General features: G+C 41.8%; 20 protein-coding genes and 4 pseudogenes. 18 read left to right on the top strand and 6 right to left on the bottom strand.

What is annotated here, in order from left to right:
• Nucleotides 1-70: 70 nt before the first annotated feature.
• The 17 genes and pseudogenes from J8Z23_RS07950 to J8Z23_RS07870 all read left to right on the top strand — a co-directional run.
• Nucleotides 71-859: pseudogene (locus J8Z23_RS07950) on the top strand (hypothetical protein); the annotation flags it as partial.
• Entirely contained in the window at nt 860-1,753 is an 894-nt protein-coding gene (locus J8Z23_RS07945) for an immunity 49 family protein (RefSeq protein WP_395208963.1), read from the top strand.
• A gap of 168 nt (nt 1,754-1,921) precedes the next feature.
• Nucleotides 1,922-2,824 carry an immunity 49 family protein gene (locus J8Z23_RS07940; protein ID WP_434632839.1) on the top strand — a complete coding sequence of 301 codons (903 nt, stop codon included), beginning with the start codon at nt 1,922-1,924 and terminating at the stop codon, nt 2,822-2,824.
• Between the two features lie 340 nt (nt 2,825-3,164).
• Entirely contained in the window at nt 3,165-3,482 is a 318-nt protein-coding gene (locus J8Z23_RS07935) for a hypothetical protein (protein ID WP_046875285.1), read from the top strand.
• 16 nt (nt 3,483-3,498) lie between these two features.
• Nucleotides 3,499-4,380: an immunity 49 family protein gene (locus J8Z23_RS07930; protein ID WP_434632836.1), complete on the top strand. Its 882-nt coding sequence runs from the start codon at nt 3,499-3,501 to the stop codon at nt 4,378-4,380.
• 168 nt (nt 4,381-4,548) lie between these two features.
• A complete protein-coding gene (locus tag J8Z23_RS07925) occupies nt 4,549-5,451 on the top strand; it encodes an immunity 49 family protein (RefSeq protein WP_046875286.1) in 903 nt (300 codons plus the stop codon).
• A gap of 28 nt (nt 5,452-5,479) precedes the next feature.
• Nucleotides 5,480-5,876, top strand: a pseudogene (locus tag J8Z23_RS07920) (hypothetical protein); the annotation flags it as partial.
• A 17-nt stretch (nt 5,877-5,893) separates the two neighbouring features.
• The gene (locus tag J8Z23_RS07915; protein WP_434632833.1) at nt 5,894-6,793 is read left to right on the top strand and encodes an immunity 49 family protein; all 900 of its coding nucleotides are present in this window, start codon (nt 5,894-5,896) and stop codon (nt 6,791-6,793) included.
• Between the two features lie 28 nt (nt 6,794-6,821).
• A pseudogene (locus tag J8Z23_RS07910) lies at nt 6,822-7,320 on the top strand (RHS repeat-associated core domain-containing protein); the annotation flags it as partial.
• A complete protein-coding gene (locus tag J8Z23_RS07905; protein WP_256952456.1) occupies nt 7,290-8,189 on the top strand; it encodes an immunity 49 family protein in 900 nt (299 codons plus the stop codon). The pseudogene J8Z23_RS07910 and the gene J8Z23_RS07905, both read left to right, overlap by 31 nt.
• Nucleotides 8,190-8,348: 159 nt before the next feature.
• Nucleotides 8,349-9,251, top strand: coding sequence for an immunity 49 family protein (locus tag J8Z23_RS07900; protein ID WP_046875289.1), 903 nt, complete (start codon nt 8,349-8,351; stop codon nt 9,249-9,251).
• Nucleotides 9,252-10,009: 758 nt separating this feature from the next.
• Nucleotides 10,010-10,564, top strand: a complete 555-nt coding sequence (locus tag J8Z23_RS07895) for an imm11 family protein (protein WP_046875290.1) — start codon at nt 10,010-10,012, stop codon at nt 10,562-10,564.
• A gap of 309 nt (nt 10,565-10,873) precedes the next feature.
• Nucleotides 10,874-11,317 (top strand): SMI1/KNR4 family protein, encoded by a 444-nt coding sequence (locus J8Z23_RS07890; protein ID WP_046875291.1) that lies wholly within the window; start codon nt 10,874-10,876, stop codon nt 11,315-11,317.
• A 161-nt stretch (nt 11,318-11,478) separates the two neighbouring features.
• Complete coding sequence (locus tag J8Z23_RS07885) at nt 11,479-12,378, top strand: immunity 49 family protein (RefSeq protein ID WP_046875292.1); 900 nt, start codon at nt 11,479-11,481, stop codon at nt 12,376-12,378.
• 626 nt (nt 12,379-13,004) lie between these two features.
• A complete protein-coding gene (locus J8Z23_RS07880) occupies nt 13,005-13,583 on the top strand; it encodes an ankyrin repeat domain-containing protein (RefSeq protein WP_240312153.1) in 579 nt (192 codons plus the stop codon).
• A 9-nt stretch (nt 13,584-13,592) separates the two neighbouring features.
• Nucleotides 13,593-13,703: pseudogene (locus J8Z23_RS07875) on the top strand (immunity 49 family protein); the annotation flags it as partial.
• A 342-nt stretch (nt 13,704-14,045) separates the two neighbouring features.
• Complete coding sequence (locus J8Z23_RS07870; protein WP_152812129.1) at nt 14,046-15,266, top strand: ammonium transporter; 1,221 nt, start codon at nt 14,046-14,048, stop codon at nt 15,264-15,266.
• A 32-nt stretch (nt 15,267-15,298) separates the two neighbouring features.
• Here J8Z23_RS07870 and J8Z23_RS07865 read toward each other — a convergent pair whose 3' ends face one another.
• Nucleotides 15,299-15,472, bottom strand: a complete 174-nt coding sequence (locus J8Z23_RS07865; protein ID WP_012841833.1) for a hypothetical protein — start codon at nt 15,470-15,472, stop codon at nt 15,299-15,301.
• A 118-nt stretch (nt 15,473-15,590) separates the two neighbouring features.
• On the opposite strand from J8Z23_RS07865, the gene cobB reads away from it, so the two are divergent.
• Entirely contained in the window at nt 15,591-16,322 is a 732-nt protein-coding gene (gene cobB / locus J8Z23_RS07860) for a Sir2 family NAD+-dependent deacetylase (RefSeq protein ID WP_053807417.1), read from the top strand.
• A gap of 90 nt (nt 16,323-16,412) precedes the next feature.
• Here the strand turns inward: cobB and J8Z23_RS07855 are convergent, their stop codons facing one another.
• The 5 genes from J8Z23_RS07855 to potA form a co-directional block, all read right to left on the bottom strand.
• Nucleotides 16,413-17,450, bottom strand: coding sequence for an extracellular solute-binding protein (locus J8Z23_RS07855; protein ID WP_053807418.1), 1,038 nt, complete (start codon nt 17,448-17,450; stop codon nt 16,413-16,415).
• A gap of 247 nt (nt 17,451-17,697) precedes the next feature.
• Nucleotides 17,698-18,729, bottom strand: coding sequence for an extracellular solute-binding protein (locus J8Z23_RS07850; RefSeq protein ID WP_012841832.1), 1,032 nt, complete (start codon nt 18,727-18,729; stop codon nt 17,698-17,700).
• A gap of 106 nt (nt 18,730-18,835) precedes the next feature.
• Nucleotides 18,836-19,606 (bottom strand): spermidine/putrescine ABC transporter permease PotC, encoded by a 771-nt coding sequence (gene potC / locus J8Z23_RS07845; protein ID WP_005396472.1) that lies wholly within the window; start codon nt 19,604-19,606, stop codon nt 18,836-18,838.
• On the bottom strand, nt 19,606-20,466 hold the full coding sequence (gene potB / locus J8Z23_RS07840) for a spermidine/putrescine ABC transporter permease PotB (RefSeq protein WP_012841831.1): 861 nt from the start codon (nt 20,464-20,466) through the stop codon (nt 19,606-19,608). Before potB ends, potC begins: the two co-directional genes overlap by 1 nt.
• Nucleotides 20,447-21,562 carry a spermidine/putrescine ABC transporter ATP-binding protein PotA gene (gene potA, locus J8Z23_RS07835; protein ID WP_012841830.1) on the bottom strand — a complete coding sequence of 372 codons (1,116 nt, stop codon included), beginning with the start codon at nt 21,560-21,562 and terminating at the stop codon, nt 20,447-20,449. The genes potB and potA overlap by 20 nt, the downstream gene beginning before the upstream one ends.
• Nucleotides 21,563-21,695 lie beyond the last annotated feature (133 nt).

Raw genomic sequence — 21,695 nt, 5'->3', positions numbered from 1 at the left:
TCTCTCATGGGGTGGCTTTTACGTTTGAGGTGGGGAGCTTGTTGTTTGTTGAACGCTCCATCATTGGTGGCATTACCAATATGCAGTCAATCCTATCCAACGGATTGACCCAACAGGCTTCTTGTGTGAAGAAGGGCTAAAACGCTTGCAGCAAATGCTGGCTGAGTATCAGGCGTCAAACAATGTTCCCCAAGAGGTTTGCGACCAGATTTTAGAGGCAGCAAAAGAGTCATCTGTCGGAGAAGATGGCGTTCGCTCGCAAGTCAAAATCCGAAAACCCAAAGGTAAAAATCATATTCGATATGAATACGATTTAGACCATATTGATTGCGAGAGAAACGAGATTACTTTTTATCGTCATATTAATCACTCAGATGGCAGCAGACACGAAGTGCAGTATGTTGTTGGGATTGAGAAATTTATCAATGCGCATGTTTTTAACTCAGAGAAAGTTGGTGGAGAGGAAGGTTGCACGATCTTTACTGAAGATCTTGTGCTGAATAAAGCGAAGTATAAAGAAAACTCAGAACTCAATATGAGTGATTATGAGCTAACAGAAAAAAACAAAGCAAAAATTGATGAATGCTTGAAAGAGCGTCAAAAGGCAATGGACGCTCGAACTGGCGAAGCGGGATGTAACGCTCAAATCGCCAAGATTAACCAACAGTCTGCAAAAATTGGTGAGATGTCTAAGAATGAGAGAGGTACAACAGAGTGGGAAGCGGCAACGGAAATAAAACTAGCGTTAAAGAGAGGGCGACCTATTAGGTACATTCATACTCAAACGGCAATCTATGACGCGGGACAGGTTTCAAAGGTTAAAGGCAAAGAATTTAAAATAGATTTAGGGGAGTTATAAATGTCTAGAAAAGTTAGAATTGAGCGAAATGCTAATCCGAAACTGACCCCAGAGTTAGTCCAAGGTTACAGCTCTGATATTAATCGAGACCTTGATATGCGTAAAGACGTAATCAATGTTCGCAGAGAGAACTTAGTTGCTTTAAGCGATGAAGCGTTTGAGCAGGTGAGGTGGTATACATGGCTTCCACATTCAATCGAAAACGAACGAACCGGCACACTATGTCTATATGAAGCATCATTAATGCGTGCCTTTTATCATCAGCTCGCCATGAGACCTGACGAGCCTCAAAGTATTCAATTACCTGGATACCCGGAAGTAATCTGGAAAGGTGAAGGTATTTTAAAAACGGGGTGTTTACACCCTAACCGATGGCTTGATGCTTATTTCACTTCGGTGATTGTGCGTGACAAACCCAGTATGGACCTGTTGGCGAACTTTCCGATTTCTCTAATGAAGCAAAGCGCCACTAAGGCAGGTGAGCTTTCTTACATGTTAGTGGATGTAATTCAGTCATTCCACAACCGCACATCGGATTACCCTGATAAGCTAGTCGCAGCAATGGACGCTGCAATTGCTCAGGGTGATGACTGGGCATTAGAAATCGCCATGGGCATTTTAGAAACCTTTGCCGCCCTGACAACTGATATTGGTTATGACTTTGAAGAGGTACTCATTAAGAACCTGCAGTTCCAGGAGCAATATCAAATGCGCTTGGATGCTCCTAAAAAATTGATTTCAATCGAAACCTTCATCTCTTTCCCTCTGCTTGGCATGGCTTGTATGTGGTACGACAAAGGTAACCGTCTATCTGTTGAAACTGGTTGGCTTCCTCACTATCTCGTCGAAGGGTGTTGGTTAGAGGATGTAAAAGCCGGAAATATAATTCGCTAAGATTCAAAAGGAACTAGGCGATCATTTCTGACGTTTTGTTGTGTTACACTTGGCATTATGTGTCCTTTTTAAAGATACCTAGGCTCTTTTACTCGAATAGCTTGAAGCCCTCAGACGTAGTAGTAGAAGTAGCAGAGTTTAAAATTGATTCAAAAGGATTAAGTCAAAATGCAAAGTAAAGAATCGGTCAAATTTTTAGAGCGAAAAGCAAATCCTGAACTTGACACACAAGCCATTGTGAATCGGAAAAAATTTATAAACAGGGTTTTAGATAACAGAAAAGAAGGCCTTAAAGTCAGGCGAGAAAACTTGGTTAGTCTTGGTGATTTCGCCATTGACCAGGTTCGCTGGTATACCTGGTTTCAAACCTCGCATGAAGACGAACAAATTTGTACATTACGTCTTTACGAAACTTCTCTAATGGGCGCTTGTTATCATCGACTTGCTAGGAATCCCAATGATGAATTAACTATAAAGATTCTCGACTATCCTGAAGTAAAGTGGGACGGGGAAGGTATTTTAAAAACGGGGTGCATAAATCCTAATAGATGGATTGATATGTATTTTATATCGGCAATTGTGCGTGACAGGCCAAGTTTAGACGCATTGGCGAACTTTCCGATTTCTTTGATGAGACAGAGCTCTACTAAAGCGGGTGAGCTGTCTTACATGTTAGTAGATGTCATCCAGTCGTTTCATAATCGCACATCGGACTATCCTGATAAACTCGTCGCAGCAATGGACGCAGCGGTAGCTCAAGGGAATAACTGGGCGTTGGAAATTGCGATGGGGATCCTAGAAACCTTCGCAGCGCTCACTACTAACATTGGTTATGACTTTGAAGAGGTATTAGTTAAGAACCTACAGTTCCAAGAGCAATACCAAATGAGGCTTGATAAACCAGAGGACTTGATTTCTATAGAAACTTTCATATCTTTCCCTCTTCTTGGCATGGCCTGTATGTGGTACGACAAAGGCAACCGTTTATCTATTAAAACCGGTTGGCTTCCTCCTTATCTCGTCGAGGGGCGTTGGCTAGAAGATGTAAAAGCAGGGAAGATCACTCGATAAACTCCTTTAGCAAATCAATATATAAGCCATCTCTTATGGGGTGGCTTTTATGTTTGAGGTGGGGAGCTTGTTGTTTGTTGAACGCTCCATCATTGGTGGCATTACCAATATGTAGTCCACCATATCCAGTGGATTGACCCAACAGGTTTGGGGTAGCCAATGCTGGCATAGTATAAAAAAGTCTGAACTCAATACGAGTGATTATGAGCTAACAGAAAGAAACAAAGCAAAAATTGGTGAGTTGGTCGCGGATGACTTTATTCGGAATATACGCCCTAATGCTAAGTTGAGCCATCCCAAAGACCTTGCAACTTAGGGATCGAAACCAGGTGATTTCAATATGGTGTACCTCTCAGATGATACTGAAGAAATCATCATCGTCGAGGCTAAGGGTGGCAGCAGGCCGCTCGGCAGTCGTAAAATTGGCAATGAAGAATATCAGCAAGGGACAAGCAAATATGCGGCGGAAATCGTTAAATTAATGTCTGAACAAAAAGCTGGTACAACAGAAAGAGCTGCTGCAGACGAAATTACATCAGCAGTGCAAGATGATATTCTAGACAGGTGTTTACATACCCTAGCAGAAATTGATGCTTCAGATGGCGTATCTAAAGTGAATGTAAAAGAGTTTGATATTAGCCTCGAAGAATTAGGTTAAGGGAAGTAAAGTTAGTATGAAAAAGATAAATAGAAAAGCAGCCTACGAGTTGAATACTGAGGAACTTAATTACTATACAAAACAAATAGAAAAAAACTTAGAGAAAAGAAAACATCGTATCACAATAAAGCGCGAAAACTTGATATATCTAACAGACGGGGTTTGGGAGCAAGTTAGGTTATATACTTTGTTTCCAGTGTCTGAACTAAATGACCGAATAGGAACGCTGCGTCTATTTGAAGCCTCGATAATGCAAGCTAGCTATCATCGACTAGCTCAAAAACCTGAAAGCCCTTTGACGGTTAAGGTACCTGATCATCCTGAAATAACTTGGAAAGGCGAAGGTATTTTAAAAACAGGTTTCATTTGTCCTTCAATGTGGCTAGATGCGTATTTTACCTCTGTCATCGTTCGTGATAAACCTAGCTTGGACGTATTGGCGAACTTTCCGATTTCTTTGATGAGACAGAGCTCTACCAAAGCGGGTGAGCTGTCTTATATGCTAGTAGACGTCATTCAGTCGTTCCACAATCGCACATCGGGTTATCCTGACAAGCTGGTTGCAGCAATGGACGCAGCGGTAACTCAAGGGGATAACTGGGCGTCGGAAATTGCGATGGGGATCCTAGAAACCTTCGCAGCGCTCACTACTAACATTGGTTATGACTTTGAGGAAGTGCTAGTCAAAAACCTACAATTCCAAGAAAAATATCATCTTCGAGAATTAGGACCAGATAGGATAGGCATCCGCACTTTTATTAACTTCCCTCTGCTTGGCATGGCTTGTATGTGGTACGACAAAGGCAACCGTTTATCTATTGAAACTGGTTGGCTTCCTCCCTATCTCGTCGAAGGGTGTTGGTTAGAGGATGTAAAAGCCGGAAATATAATTCGCTAAGCTTCAAAGGGAACTAGGTCATCATTTCTGACGTTTTGTTGCGTTACACTTGGCATTATGTGTCCTTTTTAAAGATACATAAGCCCTTTTACTCGAATAGCTTGAAGCCCTCAGACTTAAGAGTAGAAGTAGCAGAGTTTAAAATTGATTCCAAAGGACTACGTTAAAATGCAAAGTAAAGGAACAATCAAAATTGTAGAACGCAAAGCAGATCCTGAGCTGAGTGAAAGTGGAGTTTATTCTGAGAAAGAATTCATCAATAAGATATTAGAACAGCGAAAAGAAGGTCTTAAAATCAGGCGAGAAAACTTGGTTAGTTTTGGTGATTTTGCCATTGACCAGGTTCGCTGGTATACATGGTTTCAAACCTCACATGAAGACGAACAAATTTGTACATTACGTCTTTATGAAACTTCATTAATGGGGGCTTGTTATCATCGGCTGGCTATGTTTCCTAATGATCCATTAACTGTTCAGATACTCGGTTATCCAGAAGTTACATGGGATGGTGAAGGTATCTTAGAAATGGGCTTCATTTGTCCTTCAATGTGGCTGGATACTTATTTTATATCGGCAATTGTGCGTGACAGGCCAAGTATGGACGTATTGGCTAACTTTCCGATTTCTCTGATGAGACAGAGCTCTACCAAAGTGGGTGAGCTGTCTTATATGTTAGTAGATGTCATTCAGTCGTTCCATAACCGCACATCGGACTACCCTTATAAACTGGTGGCCGCGATGGACGCGGCAGTTGCTCAGGGTAATGACTGGGCGTTAGAAATCGCCATGGGTATTTTGGAAACTTTTGCTGCCCTGACAACTGACATCGGTTATGACTTTGAAGAAGTAGTAGTTAAAAACCTACAGTTCCAAGAGCAATACCAAATGAGGCTCGATAAGCCAGAGGACTTAATTTCTATAGAAACCTTCATCTCTTTCCCTCTGCTTGGCATGGCTTGTATGTGGTACGACAAAGGCAACCGTTTATCTATTGAAACTGGTTGGCTTCCTCCCTATCTCGTCGAAGGACGTTGGTTAGAAGAAGTAAAAGCAGGGAAGATCACACGATAAAACCCTTTAGTTAGCAATTCAGTATAATAACGTTCAAATCGCCAAGATTAATCAGCAATCTGCAAAAATTTGTGAGTTAGCCGCGGATGACTTTGTTCGGAGTAAACGTCCTAATGCTGAGCTGCTTCATCCCAAAGATATTGGAACCTCAATTTCGAAGCCGGGCGATTTTGATATGGTTTACGAGGTGGAAGAGCCGCCACCAGGTGAAATTATAATTGTTGAGGCCAAAGGGGGGTAGCTGTCCGATGGGCAGCCGTAAGATTGGAAACGAAGCGTATCAGCAAGGGTCTAGCAAATATGCTGAAGAAATCACTAAGCTAATGTCTGAAAACGAAGATGAAACGACAGAAAAAATAGCTGCGAAAAAAATCAGAGATGCATCAGATATAAAAGTAGGAATAGCTGAGTTTAAAATTGATTAAGAAGGGTTAGTTCAACAATGCAAGGTAAAAAGCCAGCCAAAATTATAGAGCGTACAGCAAGGCCCAGGTTAGATGATAATAGCATTGCTTCTGAGAAAGATTATATCAATCGAATCTTAGATAAAAGAAAAGAAGGGCTCAAAATTAGGCGAGAGAACTTGATTAGCTTTGGAGATTATGCATTCGAGCAAGTGCGCTGGTTTACGTGGTATCAAGCTTCATGTGAAGACGAAAAAATTTGTACATTACGCCTTTATGAAACTTCGTTGATGAGTGCTTGTTATCATAGCCTTGCAATACATCCCAATGATAAATTAACCATAAAGATCCTCGACTATCCTGAAGTAACATGGAAAGGCGAAGGTATTTTAAAAACAGGCTTCATTTGTCCTTCAATGTGGTTAGATGCCTATTTTACCTCTGTCATCGTTCGTGATAAACCTAGCATGGACGTATTGGCGAACTTTCCTATTTCTTTGATGAGACAGAGCTCTACCAAAGCGGGTGAGCTGTCTTATATGCTAGTAGACGTCATTCAGTCGTTCCACAACCGCACATCGGATTATCCTGATAAGCTGGTTGCAGCAATGGACGCAGCGGTAGCTCAAGGGAATAACTGGGCGTTGGAAATTGCGATGGGGCTCCTAGAAACCTTCGCAGCGCTCACTACTAACATTGGTTATGATTTTGAGGAAGTGCTCGTTAAAAACCTACAGTTTCAAGAGAAATATCATCTTAGAGAATTAGGACCAGATAGGATAGGCATCAGAACTTTTATCAACTTCCCTCTGCTTGGCATGGCATGTATGTGGTACGACAAAGGCAACCGTTTATCTATTGAAACTGGTTGGCTTCCTCCTTATCTCGTCGAGGGGCGTTGGCTAGAAGATGTAAAAGCAGGGAAGATCATTCGATAAACTCCTTTAGTTAGTAATTCAGTATAATAACGTTCAAATCGCCAAAATTAACCAGCAGTCTGCAAAAATTGGTGAATTGGTCGCGGATGACTTTATTCGGAATATACGCCCTAATGCTAAGTTGCTCCATCCCAAAGACCTTGCAGCTTAGGGATCGAAACCAGGTGATTTCAATATGGTGTACCTCTCAGATGATACTGAAGAAATCATCATCGTCGAGGCTAAGGGTGGCAGCAGGCCGCTCGGCAGTCGTAAAATTGGCAATGAAGCATATCAGCAAGGGACAAGTAAATATGCGGCGGAAATAGTTAAGTTAATGTCAGAGAATAAAGGAGGAACAACTTAAAAATTAGCTGCCGACGAAATCCAATATGCCGCTTTATCCGGTAGACCTATTCGATATATACATACTCAGCATCCCAGAAAGTGGAAAAGCCTCGGACGTAAAACTAGAAGTGTCAGAGTTTAAAATTGATTCAAAAGGATTAAGTCAAAAATGCAAAGTAAAAAATCGGTCAAATTTTTAGAGCGAAAAGCAAATCCTGAACTTGACACACAAGCCATTGTGAATCGGAAAAAATTTATAAACCGGGTTTTAGATAACAGAAAAGAAGGCCTTAAAATCAGGCGGGAAAATCTGGTCAGTCTTGGTGATTTTGCCATTGACCAGGTTCGCTGGTATACCTGGTTTCAAGCCTCACATGAAGATGAGCAAATATGTACCTTGCGTCTTTATGAAACTTCGCTAATGGGCGCTTGTTATCATCGGCTCGCTATGTATCCGAAGGAACCATTAAGTATCCAGATACTCGGCTATCCAGAAGTAACATGGGATGGTGAAAGTATTTTAAAAACAGGCTTCATTTGTCCTTCAATGTGGCTAGATGCGTATTTTACTTCGGTGATTGTGCGTGATAAACCTAGCATGGATGTATTGGCGAACTTTCCGATTTCTTTGATGAGACAGAGCTCTACTAAAGCGGGTGAGCTGTCTTATATGCTAGTAGACGTAATTCAGTCGTTCCACAACCGCACACCGGATTATCCTGACAAGCTGGTTGCAGCAATGGACGCAGCGGTAGCTCAAGGGGATAACTGGGCGTTGGAAATTGCGATGGGGATCCTAGAAACCTTCGCAGCGCTCACTACTGACATTGGTTATGATTTTGAGGAAGTGCTCGTTAAAAACCTACAGTTTCAAGAGAAATATCATCTTAGAGAATTAGGACCAGATAGGATAGGCATCCGCACGTTCATTAATTTCCCTCTGCTTGGCATGGCTAGTATGTGGTACGACAAAGGCAACCGTTTATCTGTCGAAACTGGTTGGCTTCCTCCCTATCTCGTCGAAGGGTGTTGGTTAGAGGATGTAAAAGCCGGAAATATAATTCGCTAAGATTCAAAGGGAGCTAGGTCATCATTTCTGATGTTTTGTTGCGTTACACTTGGCATTATGTGTCCTTTTTAAAGATACCTAAGCCCTTTTACTCGAATAGCTTGAAGCCCTCAGACGTAGTAGTAGAGTTTAAAATTGATTCAAAAGGATTAAGTCAAAATGCAAAGTAAAGAATCGATCAAGATTGTAGAGCGCAAAGCAAATCCTGAACTTGACACACAAGCCATTGTGAGTAAAAAAAATTTTATAAACCGGGTTTTAGATAACAGAAAAGAAGGTCTTAAGGTCAGGCGAGAAAACTTGGTTAGTCTTGGTGATTTTGCCATCGACCAGGTTCGCTGGTATACCTGGTTTCAAACTACGCATGAAGACGAACAAATTTGTACATTACGTCTTTACGAAACTTCTTTAATGGGAGCCTGTTATCATCAACTTGCTATGAATCCCAATGAAGAATTAAGTATCCAGATACTTGGCTATCCAGAAGTGACATGGGATGGTGAAGGTATTTTTAAAACAGGCTTTATTTGTCCTTCAATGTGGCTTGATGCTTATTTTACTTCGGTGATTGTGCGTGATAAACCTAGCATGGATGTATTGGCGAACTTTCCGATTTCTTTGATGAGACAGAGCTCTACCAAAGCGGGTGAGCTGTCTTATATGCTAGTAGATGTCATTCAGTCGTTCCATAACCGCACGTCGGACTACCCTGATAAACTGGTGGCCGCGATGGACGCGGCAGTTTCTCAGGGTGATGATTGGGCATTAGAAATCGCCATGGGTATTTTGGAAACTTTTGCGGCCCTGACAACTGACATCGGTTATGACTTTGAAGAAGTACTCATTAAGAACCTACAGTTCCAAGAGCAATACCAAATGAGGCTCGATAAGCCAGAGGGCTTAATTTCTATAGAAACCTTCATATCTTTCCCTCTGCTTGGTATGGCATGTATGTGGTATGACAAAGGCAACCGTCTATCTATTGAAACCAGTTGGCTTCCTCCTTATCTCGTCGAAGGACATTGGTTAGAAGATGTAAAAGCAGGGAAGATCACTCGATAACACCCTTTAGTTAGCAATTCAGTCTATAAGCCATCTTTCTCTTGAGATGGCTTTATGTTTATGGTGGGGAGTTTGTTGTTTGCTGAACGAGCCATCATTCGTGGCATTATCAGAAAACCCAAAGTTAAAAATTATATTCGATATGAATACGATTTAGACCATATTGATTGCGAGAAGAACGAAGTTACCTTTCATCGTTATATCAATCATTCAGATGGTAGTAAACGCAAAGTTCAATATGTTGTAGGTATAGAGGAAATTGTCCAAATCATCCCCTTAAATAAAACTCAAAGGGGGGAGTGTTGCGAATTATTATGGCGGTTCTTTAAGCAGAGGTTATGGGCTCAAGTTAAATAACGAAATAGTTGGCGGGTTACCTGAAAACCATGCTGGAAATCACCAAATTAGTATCAATATTGCTCAGGAATATCCGGTCATGCATAGAGCTACCGAACTTGATTACAACATTAACAGAGGTGCAAATGGGATTGCACTTCCAACTAATATTAAAACATCTGTCGAAATAGGCCTTCCCTTACACGTGGGTAGACATCTAAGTGCAAGGCACCAAGGTTCTCAGATGCTTTAGTTCGACGAGAAATGAGAGCGTTGTAAACTAAGTATGGTCGTGGTTTGATCGATGATATGATTTTTGTAGATGAAATTGGAAAAACAGAAAGTAACATTAGGAATGCTCTGGAAAAGAATGAAGCTCGATCGCAATTGGATGATCCGCAATGGAAAAGTAGGAAGTAGTAATGACACTTAAAATTTGGACCAACAAGGTAGATAGAGATTCCGATCTTACTCAAGGCAAAGTAACGCAGTCTAGTGTATTAATAGGATTGAATCTGACGGGAGGCGTTGCCCTAGGAGACAAATGGCCAAAAGTTACTATTGATGTCATATCAGATGACAAGCCTGCGGATAGTTTTCTTAGTGGTCCTTTATTAATCGTGAGTCGACGGTTATCTGATTTAATTTCTAAGCACACACAAACGAGTGAAGTTGAATTCCTACCGATTGAGGTTAATTACCAAGGTAAAAGTTTTGGTGAATACTATTTTTTAAATGTTCTTGCGATTTGCGATTTACTGGATAGAAATCATTCAATATTTAGTGAGTTTGATGGAGAGGTTGATTCAATTGATCGAGTTGTCCTTAAGAAAGATATTGAAATGCAGAAAACTATATTTCAACTGGATGCTATCGAGTGGTTATTATGTGTCGATGAAAAACTGGCTGAATTAATCGAGAACAAAGATTTTTCAGGAGTGGTATTTAAGTCAGAAAGTGAATGGCGTCCTTTTTAGAGCTCCTTGGGTATTTTTTAGCCATCTCTTACGAGGTGGCTTATAAGTTTATGGTGAGGGGTTCGTTGTTACGCGATTACAAAAGGGGCAGCGAAGCGTTTTACTTCAAAGCAATTGTTCAAAATGATTAAATCAGGAAGACTTCTCGACGGATTTAATCATTCACCATAAGACCTCTTTTATTTCGGAGAGGGGATAACTCGTTCAATAACTTCAGGGTAATGAATTCCAAGCCTCATCAGAAGTACAATAAGCGATTGCACTGGTACGATGAAGGCAAAAACATATATCAAAAATAGAGTTTTAAATATGAGAAACTTAGACGTAATGCTCGATCAATTCACCGAAAAAGAAGGGTTTGAGTGCTTTGGAGAGTTGAATGACGTATCAATTCATGAAATGGAAAATCAGCTAGGATTATCCTTTCCGGAGCCATATAAAGTTTTTCTAAGAAAATATGGTTACGTTGAGTGGTTTGGTCATACGATTTATGGATACTCTGAAGATGAGGACTATCTTGCAGTTGAGCGCACTCTTGAACTTCGCGAGGATGAGATACCGAGTGATTTTGAGAAAATACCACAAAGCGGTTGCGTATTAGAGCGCTATGCCGGAGGTGGCTACTACTTTTTATTTTCAAATGAATCAGAAAGGTCGGGGCAAGTAGCCCTTTTCATAGATGAATTGTTTGGTAAAGAAGCCCAATCATGGACAACATTTGAGGCATTTTTGGAATATATGCTCAGCCTTTGAACTGTTGTTACAAAGAGCCTCAATTTCGAAGCCAGGCGACTTTGATATGATTTACGAGGCACCAACTGAAATTTTACATACACAAGCAGAAATATCCTCTAGCGGTAAGGTTTCCAAGTTCAAAGCAAAAGAGTTTGATATAGATATAGGAGAGTTCAGAAGTGGTTGATAACTCAAAGGTAAAAAAGGTTGAACGAGTAGCTCATGTTGAACTAAGTGATTTTGAAATAGAAGCTTATCGAGAAGAAATAAAAGAGAATTTAGACAAAAGGAAAAGGCGCATATCTATAAAAAGAGAAAACTTGGTTTACTTGAGCGATGGTATTTCTTATCAGCTCCGTCTGTATACATGGTTACCTCCATTAGACGATGATGAGAGAATCGGCACGCTATGTCTATATGAATCATCATTGATGCGTGCTTTTTACCATCAACTGGCCATCAAACCAAGCGAGCCTCAAAGCATTAAATTACCTGATTATCCAGAAGTGACATGGAAAGGCGAAGGTATTTTAAAAACAGGCTTCATTTGCCCCTCAATGTGGCTAGATGCGTATTTTACCTCTGTCATCGTTCGTGACAAAGCTAGCATGGATGTGTTAGCGAACTTTTCGATTTCTTTGATGAGACAGAGCTCTACCAAAGCGGGTGAGCTGTCTTACATGTTAGTAGATGTCATTCAGTCGTTCCATAACCGCACATCAGATTATCCTGATAAGCTGGTTGCAGCAATGGACGCAGCGGTAGCTCAAGGGGATAATTGGGCGTTGGAAATTGCGATGGGGATCCTAGAAACCTTCGCAGCGCTTACCACCGACATTGGTTATGATTTTGAGGAGGTGCTCGTTAAAAACCTACAGTTCCAAGAGAAATATCATCTTAGAGAATTAGGACCAGATAGAATAGGGATCCGCACGTTCATTAATTTCCCTCTGCTTGGCATGGCATGTATGTCGTACGACAAAGGCAACCGTTTCTCTGTTGAAACTGGTTGGCTTCCTCCCTATCTCGTCGAAGGACGTTGGTTAGGAGATGTAAAAGCCGGGAAGATCTCTCGATAAACTCCTTTAGTTAGCAATTCAGCATATAAGCCATCTCTATCTTGAGGTGGCTTTTACGTTTAAGGTGGGGAGGTTGTTGTTTGTTGAACGACCTATCATTGGTGGCATTATCTGCAACCCAAAGTTAAAAATCATATTCGATATGTGCACGATTTAAACCATATTGATTGCGAGAAGAACAAAATTATTTTTATCGCTATATCAATTGTTCAGAGGATAGTAGGCCTAAGTCCATTATGTCTTCAAGATAGAGGATTTTGTTAACGCACACGCTATCGCAGAAAATCAAGGACGAAAACATCTTTGGAGCAAAGTGACAGTTTGCGAATTTTACAAGGATTGTTATTGGAGACGAAGAACTCTGATGAAACCTTTGATTTTGGAGCATATTTAAGGTCTGTCGTGGGGCCTCGTCCTAAAGACATGCCGGATCCACATACTCTTTAAGAAGGGCTTGGGGCTGAGCAACAAGCTCTCGTTACTGAGGGCCAAATTCTTTTGAGGAAATATGGCATTGATCCAATATTTGACCACGAGAACTTAGTGTGGGCTCCAAATCGGATTGAAGGTCAGTATGATATTTATGCGTTGCGGCAGGTTGTTGATATTCTTAAAGTGACAGATAAATGTTGGGTAAACGCGGTGATATAGTTAATGCTTTAAAATTACTGGTTAAAACCGCAGCTGAGGAGATAAAGATGGCCTGTGAATACAGCGCAAAAGATGTAATGGCCGCGATTAGATCCGGTGACGTGAGTGAGGTTGAAAGAATTCTCTCAGGAGATGACAAATTACTTCATCTAATTACGCCTCTGGGTTCTTGGTTGCATATTGCAACGGAGCAAGGGCAAGATAAAATTGTAGAGCTTCTGGTGAATCTAGGTATTGATGTAAATATCAAGGGGGGGCCTTCAGGTGTAACTCCCTTAAATACAGCTGCATATGAAGGTCATTTAGACTTACTTACCTATTTTCTAGAAAGAAATGCAGTGATGGATATATCTGAACCAGACCGCAACCCATTGTTTGCTGCGATCCATGCTGGTCATAAAAATATTGTGGAGTTATTACTAAAAGCTGGTATAGATACAACGGTTAAATATACTGGTAAATCTATGAAAGACATGGATGCTATAGCGTTTGCTTATGAGTGGGGACGCAAGGAAATCGCAGAAATGATTAAAGAGCACAATAGGCACGCTTAGTAGAAGTTAATATGGTACGACAAAGGCAACCGTCTATCTGTTGAAACTGGTTGACTTCCTCCCTATCTTGTCGAAGGACGTTGGTTAGAAGATGTAAAAGCAGGGAAGATCACTCGATAAACCCCTTTAGTTAGCAATTCCGTATATAAGCCACCTCTCATGGGGTGGCTTTTACGTTTATCGTAGAAAGTTTGCTGTTTGTTGAGTTATATGGTGCGCTTTATGTTGGTGCACTAAAACCATATTGGTGCACTTATTAGCGTGTTAAGCGCCATTTTAAGAATGCCTAATTTTATTAAAGTTCATACAAAACAATAAATTAAATCGTAAGTGTTAGAAATATAAATTATGGAATGAGAATTGCTCTGTTAGACGCTCTATAAATCAAGTTCACCAAATTGGTGATGAGCCTAACTTAGATGCACAGGATAAGTGCGCTACAGATCAACGGAGACAATTATAATGAGTGTAACTGCCAATCAGGTACACGGCGCTGTACAAACTCTCACGCAAAGTTCCGACACACTTTTCTTACTACTTGGCGCAATCATGGTTTTTTTGATGCATGCTGGTTTTGCTTTTCTTGAAGTAGGAACCGTGCGCCAAAAGAACCAAGTTAATGCTTTAGTTAAAATCTTGGCCGATTTCGGTATTTCCGCCATTGCGTATTTTTTCATTGGATACTGGGTCGCTTATGGCGGCACCTTCTTTGCTGATGCAGAGACATTATCTCAAGGCAATGGTTACGAGTTGGTGAAGTTCTTTTTCTTGCTGACCTTCGCTGCAGCGATTCCCGCTATTGTTTCAGGTGGTATCGCAGAACGAGCTCGTTTTTATCCGATTCTAATCGCAACATTTTTTACTGTCGGCATCGTATACCCGTTATTTGAGGGAATAATCTGGAACGGAAACTTTGGTGTTCAAGCTTGGTTTGAAAGTACCTTTGGTTATGGCTTTCACGACTTTGCAGGTTCAGTCGTTGTACATGGTGTTGGCGGCTGGATAGCGTTGGTTGCCGTTGTGTTTTTGGGCATGAGAAAAGGCAGAGTTCGAGCAGGAAAGCATACCAACTTTGCACCTTCGAATATTCCGTTTTTGGCTTTGGGAGCTTGGATCTTATGTGTGGGGTGGTTTGGCTTCAACGTCATGTCAGCTCAAACCGTGTCAGGCATAAGTGGCTTGGTGGCTATGAACTCATTGATGGCAATGGTCGGAGGCATTGTCGCGTCATTGTTGGCTGGTAAGAATGACCCCGGCTTTATTCATAACGGCCCACTAGCTGGCTTGGTTGCTGTATGTGCGGGCTCAGACTTAATGCATCCTATCGGTGCTTTAGTGACAGGTGCGATTGCTGGCGTTCTATTTGTTTATCTTTTTACCTACCTACAAAACAAAACCAAGATTGATGATGTGTTGGGTGTCTGGCCTTTACACGGTTTATGTGGCGCTTGGGGTGGTATTGCTGCGGGGATCTTTGGTCAAAGCGCGTTGGGTGGGCTAGGTGGCGTGAGCATTATCGTTCAGCTTCTAGGAACGCTTTTGGGCATTTCTATCGCAGTGATTGGGGCGCTTGCAGTCTACGGCGCGATCAATGCCAGTATGGGACTAAGGCTTTCGGAAGAAGACGAATTCAATGGCGCTGACCTAGCCATTCATAAAATATCTTCTACCAACGAGGATTGAGGCCAATGTGGGAGCGGCGTAAAGCCGCTCTTTTAGCAATTGCCTTTTTTTGCTTGGCCAGGGGGACAGAAATCTCCATTACCACGATGGTTATCGTCATTGGTGCTGACTCTTACTTTTACGTCGTCCACTTCGCCTTCAACATTGGTTAGTTGGCAACCTGCTAAAGTCGTAAGTAATATAAGCGCTAGAGATACTTGTCTCATTGCTGTTCCTCTTAAATTGTAATTCTAATAGTGACCATTACGACCATGGTCTAATCCATATTACTACTGTTGCTATTCTTTCAGTGTTAAGCTAATGAAAAAACAGCAAGGATGAGTTATGAATTTCCCTTATAGAAATATTGTAGTACTTACTGGTGCAGGTATCTCGGCCGAATCTGGTATTCAAACATTTCGTGCGCAAGATGGCCTTTGGGAGAATCACCGTATTGAAGATGTAGCAACACCTGAAGGGTTTGCTCGCGATCCGGACCTTGTTCAAGATTTTTACAACCAACGCCGCAAGAAACTTCAAGACAATGCTATACAGCCTAATGCAGCGCATGAAGCATTGGGTCGTCTAGAAGCTGAGTTAGAAGGTAAAGTGACCGTCATCACTCAAAATATAGACAACCTTCACGAAAGAGGCGGCAGCCATAACGTCATTCACATGCACGGTGAGCTTTTAAAAGCGAGATGCAGTGAATCAAACCAGGTTATAGAACATAGTGAGGACATTAAGACTGGTGAGCTTTGTCACTGCTGTCAGATCCCTTCACAAATGCGACCACATATTGTTTGGTTTGGTGAAATGCCACTGCGAATGGGGGATATCTACGCGGCTTTAGAAGAAGCAGATTTATTTATTTCTATCGGAACTTCTGGCGTCGTATATCCCGCAGCAGGTTTTGTTCATGATGCAAAAATGCATGGCGCACATACCATTGAAATTAACCTTGAGCCTAGTGCGGTAGAAAGTGAATTTGAGGAAAAACGCTACGGAAAAGCAAGCGTCGAGGTTCCAAAATTAGTTGACGAGATACTGGCTCTAGAAGGAAAAGAAAGAGCGTAATAATTCTCACAGAGGAGAGCTTTTGTCTTGTCATTAAGAACAAAAAAAGCGGCTCATGAGCCGCTTTTTCATATCTTTAAAACTAACGAATTAGTTGTTCACTTTTAGTTTTTGGAAGTACTCATCGTACATTACGCTCGCTTCGCCAACTTCATCTTGCCAAGTACCGCTGTCCATCACTTCTTGTGGTGGGAAAATGCTTGGATCGTTAGCAAATTCTTTCGGTAGCAGTTCGTGTGCCGTTTTTACTGGAGTAGGGTAACCAATCTCTAGTGCGATCTTAGCTGCGTTTTCTGGGCGCAGTAAGAAGTCAATCATCTTATGAGCCGCATCAACGTTCTTCGCGCCAGTTGGAATTGCCAGGCTGTCCATCCAGAAGATCGTTCCTTTTTCTGGCCAGATGATGTCGATGTTCGCGCCTTCTTGACGAGCCATGTAAGCAGAACCGTTCCAAAGCATACCAAGTGAAACTTCACCCGCTAGGTAAGGGTTTGCAGGAAAGTCTGAGTTAAATACTAATACGTTTGGCATTAGTTTCTTCAACTCTTCATAAGCCGCTTTGATTTCATCTGGGTTAGTGGTGTTCGGTGAGTAACCAAGTTTAGTCAATGCAATGTGGAATACTTCGCGAGAATCATCCATTAGCATTAGTTGACCTTCCCACTTGCTATCCCAAAAATCATCCCACTTAGTAACAGACGATTTGTCTAGCATGTCAGCATTGATACCAATACCAGTCGCACCCCAAATGTAAGGGATAGAGTAGTTGTTGTTCGGATCGAACGGTTTGTTAAGGAAGTTAGTATCAAGATCGGCAAAATGAGACAATTTCTCTTTGTCGATCTGTTGCAGCATGCTTTCTTTACGCATTTTTGAGACGAAATAGGTAGACGGTACTACCAAGTCGTAACCAGAACCTTGGGTTTTAAGTTTTGCGTACATACTCTCGTTAGATTCATATGTAGAGTAAATAACTTTGATTCCAGTTTCTTTTGTAAAGTCTTCAAGAACTTCGTTTGGAATGTATTCCGACCAGTTATAGAAATACAGTTCTTGATCAGCAGCCATTGCAGGGGTAGCGATGAGCGTCGCTGCACATAGAGCGCTTGCGTAGAATTTACTTTTCATTTGTTTTCCGTTTTGTTTCGCGATTGGACAAGTCAATACTAGCTGGAGTTATCAAGTTGAGCCAAATCGCAGTAAGCACAAATCTGTTTATTTAGCTCGAGGGCTGTATCTCCGCTTTGTGAGAAGATAAAACTAGACATCGAGCCAGATAAACCTAGCAACGCATAATTATATCAGTCAATTACAAAAATAGGCAGCGTATTGCTGCCTATTTTCTTTTAGTCGATGACTTGTTACACAAGCTCGATTACTGTCCCGCTTTCAGCTTTAGGAAGTAATCTTCGTACTTAACGGTTAGATCACCAACCGCATCTTGCCATTCCACTCGATCAAGATCTTCTTGAGAAGGAAATAGCGGTGCAACATCTTTAAACTTAGCGTTCGATTCCTCTACCGCTGTTAAGTAACCAGTATCACGTGAGATTTGCTCTGCGATTTCTGGACGTAGTAGGAAGTCGATCATCTTGTGAGCTGCTTCTACGTTCTTCGCACCGGAAGAGATAGCGAAGTTATCAACCCAACCGATACCGCCTTCTTTAGGAAATACGAGTTTAAGGTTTAGGCCTTCATTTTGAGCAGCTGCAGCGCTGCCGTTCCAAAGCATACCAACGCCAACTTCACCAGACATGTAAGGTGCGCCTGGGTTGTCAGAGTTGAAAACTAGAACGTTTGGCATCAACTTTTGTAGCTCAGCGTACGCTTCATCGATTTGTTTAGGGTCTTTTGAGTTACCTGAATAGCCAAGTTTACGCAGAGCGATATGGAAGACTTCACGAGTGTCGTCCATCAGCATTACTTGACCTTCAAGCTCAGGCTTCCATAGGTCTGCCCAGCTTTGGAAGTCGTTTGGATCGTACATGTCTGCGTTAACCGCTAGACCTGTAATCGCAACAACGTGTGGAATAGAGTAGTCGTTATTTGGATCGTAAGGCTTGTCTAGATAGTTCTTATCTAGGTTGCCGAAGTTTTTCAGTTTAGTCTTATCGATCTTTTGTAGCATACCTTCATCGCGCATTTTTGCTACGAAGTACGTTGAAGGTACCACTAGGTCATAACCTTGGTTATGAGTTTTTAGCTTTGCGTACAAAGTTTCGTTCGACTCGTAAGTCGAGTAGATCACTTTGATACCAGTTTCTTTGGTAAATTGCTCTAGGATATTACTGTTGATGTAAGGCCCCCAGTTCATAAATACCAATTCTTTATCGTCCGCTGCCGCTGAACCTGAGAACAGAGAAAGCGCACATGCACTACCAGCTAATAGAGTAGCCCATTTTTTCATTGACGTTAGCTCCAAACCAAACGTTGTCCAAATCATTTTGGACGGTAGATAGAAAAACAGAATGGCATGTAACCATTCTGTTTCGTGATGTTAACGGATGTGGATTTTACTTTACTTTTTCTCTTGCGAGCAACTGAGAAATTACGACAAGAATTAAAGAAACTACCAACATGACCGTTGCAAGAGCATTCACTTCCGGTGAAATACCCACCTTAACCATCGAGTAAATTTTCAATGGTAGGATTTCATACGTTGGACCTGTTACGAACGAACTGATAATTACGTCGTCCAGAGACAGGGTAAAGCTAAGCAGCCAGCCTGCCGCAACTGCTGGTTTTGCAAGAGGAAGGATGATCTGCTTTAAGATAACCCATTCACTTGCGCCAAGATCTTTTGCTGCTTCCAACATCTTCACATCGAAGCCATTTAAGCGGCTGTATACGGTTACCACCACAAATGGCAAACAGAAGGTGATGTGGGCAATCAATAGAGTAAAGAAGCCCAGCTGTGCGCCTAATACTAGGAACAGAGCAAGTAATGAAATCGCCATGACAATATCTGGAGACATCATTACGACAAACAACATGCCGTTTACAGCACCTTTGCCTTTGAACGAGTATCGGAATAGGGCAACAGCTGTTAAGCTACCAATAATAGTAGCCGCTGTCGCAGAAAATACCGCCACGTTCAATGAGTGCCATGCAGCCTGCATTAGGCTGTCGTTGTTGACTAGGGTTTCATACCATTTCGTGGTGAAACCACCCCATTTCATACCAAATTTATTGGCGTTAAATGAGTTTACGATTAGTACAACGATTGGCAGATACAAAAATGCATAAACCAACGCCATAAAGCTAAATCTAACTGTGCGTCCCATTAGTCTAGCTCCACTTTCTTATTCAATAATTTGCCTGCTCGGTAGTAAGCGTAAAGCATTACCGCCATTGCGAAGGTGAGGGCGATACTGGTCGCAGCACCAAATGGCCAATCACGAGCGTTCAATACTTGGCTCTTAATTACGTTACCAATCAGTAGGTTCTTCGCACCGCCTAGAAGATCTGAGATGTAGAACATACCCAGAGCAGGCAGTAGAACCAACAAACAGCCACCGATAATGCCAGGCATTGTCAGAGGTAGAATTACTTTAGTAATGGTTTGGAGCTTGTTCGCACCGAGGTCTTTTGCTGCCTCGATGTAAGTGTTGTCCAACTTCTCGATTGCCGAGTAAAGCGGCAGAATCATGAAAGGAAGTAGGATGTATACAAGACCAATCATTACAGCCGTTTCGGTATACATAATACGCAACGGCTTGTCGATGATTTCCATTGCCATCAGCGACTTGTTCAAAATGCCCTGTGTACCGAGAACAATCTTCAGTCCGTAAGTTCGAATCAAAGAGTTCGTCCAAAATGGTACGATCACCAAAAACAGCATAAACGGACGCCATTTTTCAGGCATTTTCGCTACGATATAAGCAAACGGGTATCCAATGACTAAACACAACAACGTTGCCACAATTGCCATGTAGAACGAGTGCATCAGCACTTTCGCATACAGTGGATCCAGCAGACGCAAGTAGTTGTCGAAAGTGAATGTCATTTCGATTAAGTTTGCTTCATCACGCGTTAAGAAACTGGTACCAATAATCATCACGTTTGGTACCAACACAAACAGTGTTAGCCAGCCTACGATTAAGGCAATGATCGCGTTCTGAAGATTAATCTTCTTGCTTATCATTGAGTACTACCTCCCAGCTCTCAACCCAAGTGATAGCGACTTTCTGGCCAAGTGAGTGGTCCACATCAGGATCATCTTCGTTAAAGAATTCGCTTACCATTACACGCATACCTGAATCCAATTGGATAACAGAATCTAACGTCATACCTTTATAAGTACGCTCAGTTACGTGACCAACAATGCCTTTTTCTTCAGACTCTTTGATTTCTTCGATACGTAAGTCTTCAGGGCGAAGTAGTACTTGTAGTTTGTCGCCTTTCTGTGCTTCCTTATCGTAGTAAACGACGGATTCAACACCTTCAATTTCTGCGCGGATGCGTTTGTCATCGATGCGCTCTAGCATGGTTGCATTGAATACGTTGATCTCACCAATAAAGCGAGCAACAAACAGGTTCTTAGGCTCTTCGTAAATCTCACGCGGAGAGCCATCTTGTTCGATAACGCCATCACGCATCACGATAATGCGGTCTGACATCGATAGGGCTTCTTCCTGGTCGTGTGTTACAAAGATAAAGGTAATACCAAGTTGACGCTGAAGCTGCTTCAACTCGATCTGCATTTGTTTACGCAACTTGTAGTCCAGCGCCGATAGCGATTCATCGAGCAGAAGTACTTTTGGTTTATTAACAACTGCACGAGCAATTGCGATACGCTGTTGCTGGCCACCAGAAAGTTGGTGCGGTTTACGCTGTGCCATTTTTTCTAGACGAACCATGCGTAATGCTTCCATTACTCTTGGTTCAATCTCTGCTGCAGGCGTTTTTTGCATACGAAGACCAAAAGCGACATTCTCATATACGGTCATGTGTGGAAACAGTGCGTAACTTTGAAATACCGTGTTGACGTGTCTCTGCTCAGCAGGAACCTGTGTTACATCTTGGTCATCCAAAATGATTTGACCGTTATCCGCCGCTTCAAAACCAGCGATCATTCGTAAAACTGTCGTTTTACCACAACCAGAAGGCCCAAGAATCGTCAGAAACTCACCATGATTAACATCCAGATTTAAATTACCGATGATTTCCTTACCATCGAAACTTTTACTAATACCAGATAAACGAATAACTGGCTTTCCTGCTTGCGGTTTTGCGTTCAACGTCTGTATTTCCCCCACGTTCAAGCTGGGATAATCCCAGCTGATGTGACACTAGCCATTCACTTTTGAGGCGCGCATCATAATCACCAAAATTGTGAAATTAAAGCATTTTCTTATCTTGAAACAGAAAAAA

This window comes from Vibrio sp. SCSIO 43086 (assembly GCF_051132235.1).
Lineage (GTDB): Bacteria > Pseudomonadota > Gammaproteobacteria > Enterobacterales > Vibrionaceae > Vibrio > Vibrio diabolicus.
The sequence above is the reverse complement of the archived record's forward strand: the minus strand, read 5'-3'. Positions and strand labels throughout refer to the sequence as shown.

What these genes read in the sequence shown, in the direction of transcription:
- J8Z23_RS07945 (WP_395208963.1), top strand. Translation starts at nt 860, where the DNA reads ATGTCTAGAAAAGTTAGAATTGAGCGAAATGCTAATCCGAAACTGACC.
- J8Z23_RS07940 (WP_434632839.1), top strand. Translation starts at nt 1,922, where the DNA reads ATGCAAAGTAAAGAATCGGTCAAATTTTTAGAGCGAAAAGCAAATCCT.
- J8Z23_RS07935 (WP_046875285.1), top strand. Translation starts at nt 3,165, where the DNA reads ATGGTGTACCTCTCAGATGATACTGAAGAAATCATCATCGTCGAGGCT.
- J8Z23_RS07930 (WP_434632836.1), top strand. Translation starts at nt 3,499, where the DNA reads ATGAAAAAGATAAATAGAAAAGCAGCCTACGAGTTGAATACTGAGGAA.
- J8Z23_RS07925 (WP_046875286.1), top strand. Translation starts at nt 4,549, where the DNA reads ATGCAAAGTAAAGGAACAATCAAAATTGTAGAACGCAAAGCAGATCCT.
- J8Z23_RS07915 (WP_434632833.1), top strand. Translation starts at nt 5,894, where the DNA reads ATGCAAGGTAAAAAGCCAGCCAAAATTATAGAGCGTACAGCAAGGCCC.
- J8Z23_RS07905 (WP_256952456.1), top strand. Translation starts at nt 7,290, where the DNA reads ATGCAAAGTAAAAAATCGGTCAAATTTTTAGAGCGAAAAGCAAATCCT.
- J8Z23_RS07900 (WP_046875289.1), top strand. Translation starts at nt 8,349, where the DNA reads ATGCAAAGTAAAGAATCGATCAAGATTGTAGAGCGCAAAGCAAATCCT.
- J8Z23_RS07895 (WP_046875290.1), top strand. Translation starts at nt 10,010, where the DNA reads ATGACACTTAAAATTTGGACCAACAAGGTAGATAGAGATTCCGATCTT.
- J8Z23_RS07890 (WP_046875291.1), top strand. Translation starts at nt 10,874, where the DNA reads ATGAGAAACTTAGACGTAATGCTCGATCAATTCACCGAAAAAGAAGGG.
- J8Z23_RS07880 (WP_240312153.1), top strand. Translation starts at nt 13,005, where the DNA reads ATGTTGGGTAAACGCGGTGATATAGTTAATGCTTTAAAATTACTGGTT.
- J8Z23_RS07870 (WP_152812129.1), top strand. Translation starts at nt 14,046, where the DNA reads ATGAGTGTAACTGCCAATCAGGTACACGGCGCTGTACAAACTCTCACG.
- J8Z23_RS07865 (WP_012841833.1), bottom strand. Translation starts at nt 15,472, where the DNA reads ATGAGACAAGTATCTCTAGCGCTTATATTACTTACGACTTTAGCAGGT.
- cobB (WP_053807417.1), top strand. Translation starts at nt 15,591, where the DNA reads ATGAATTTCCCTTATAGAAATATTGTAGTACTTACTGGTGCAGGTATC.
- J8Z23_RS07855 (WP_053807418.1), bottom strand. Translation starts at nt 17,450, where the DNA reads ATGAAAAGTAAATTCTACGCAAGCGCTCTATGTGCAGCGACGCTCATC.
- J8Z23_RS07850 (WP_012841832.1), bottom strand. Translation starts at nt 18,729, where the DNA reads ATGAAAAAATGGGCTACTCTATTAGCTGGTAGTGCATGTGCGCTTTCT.
- potC (WP_005396472.1), bottom strand. Translation starts at nt 19,606, where the DNA reads ATGGGACGCACAGTTAGATTTAGCTTTATGGCGTTGGTTTATGCATTT.
- potB (WP_012841831.1), bottom strand. Translation starts at nt 20,466, where the DNA reads ATGATAAGCAAGAAGATTAATCTTCAGAACGCGATCATTGCCTTAATC.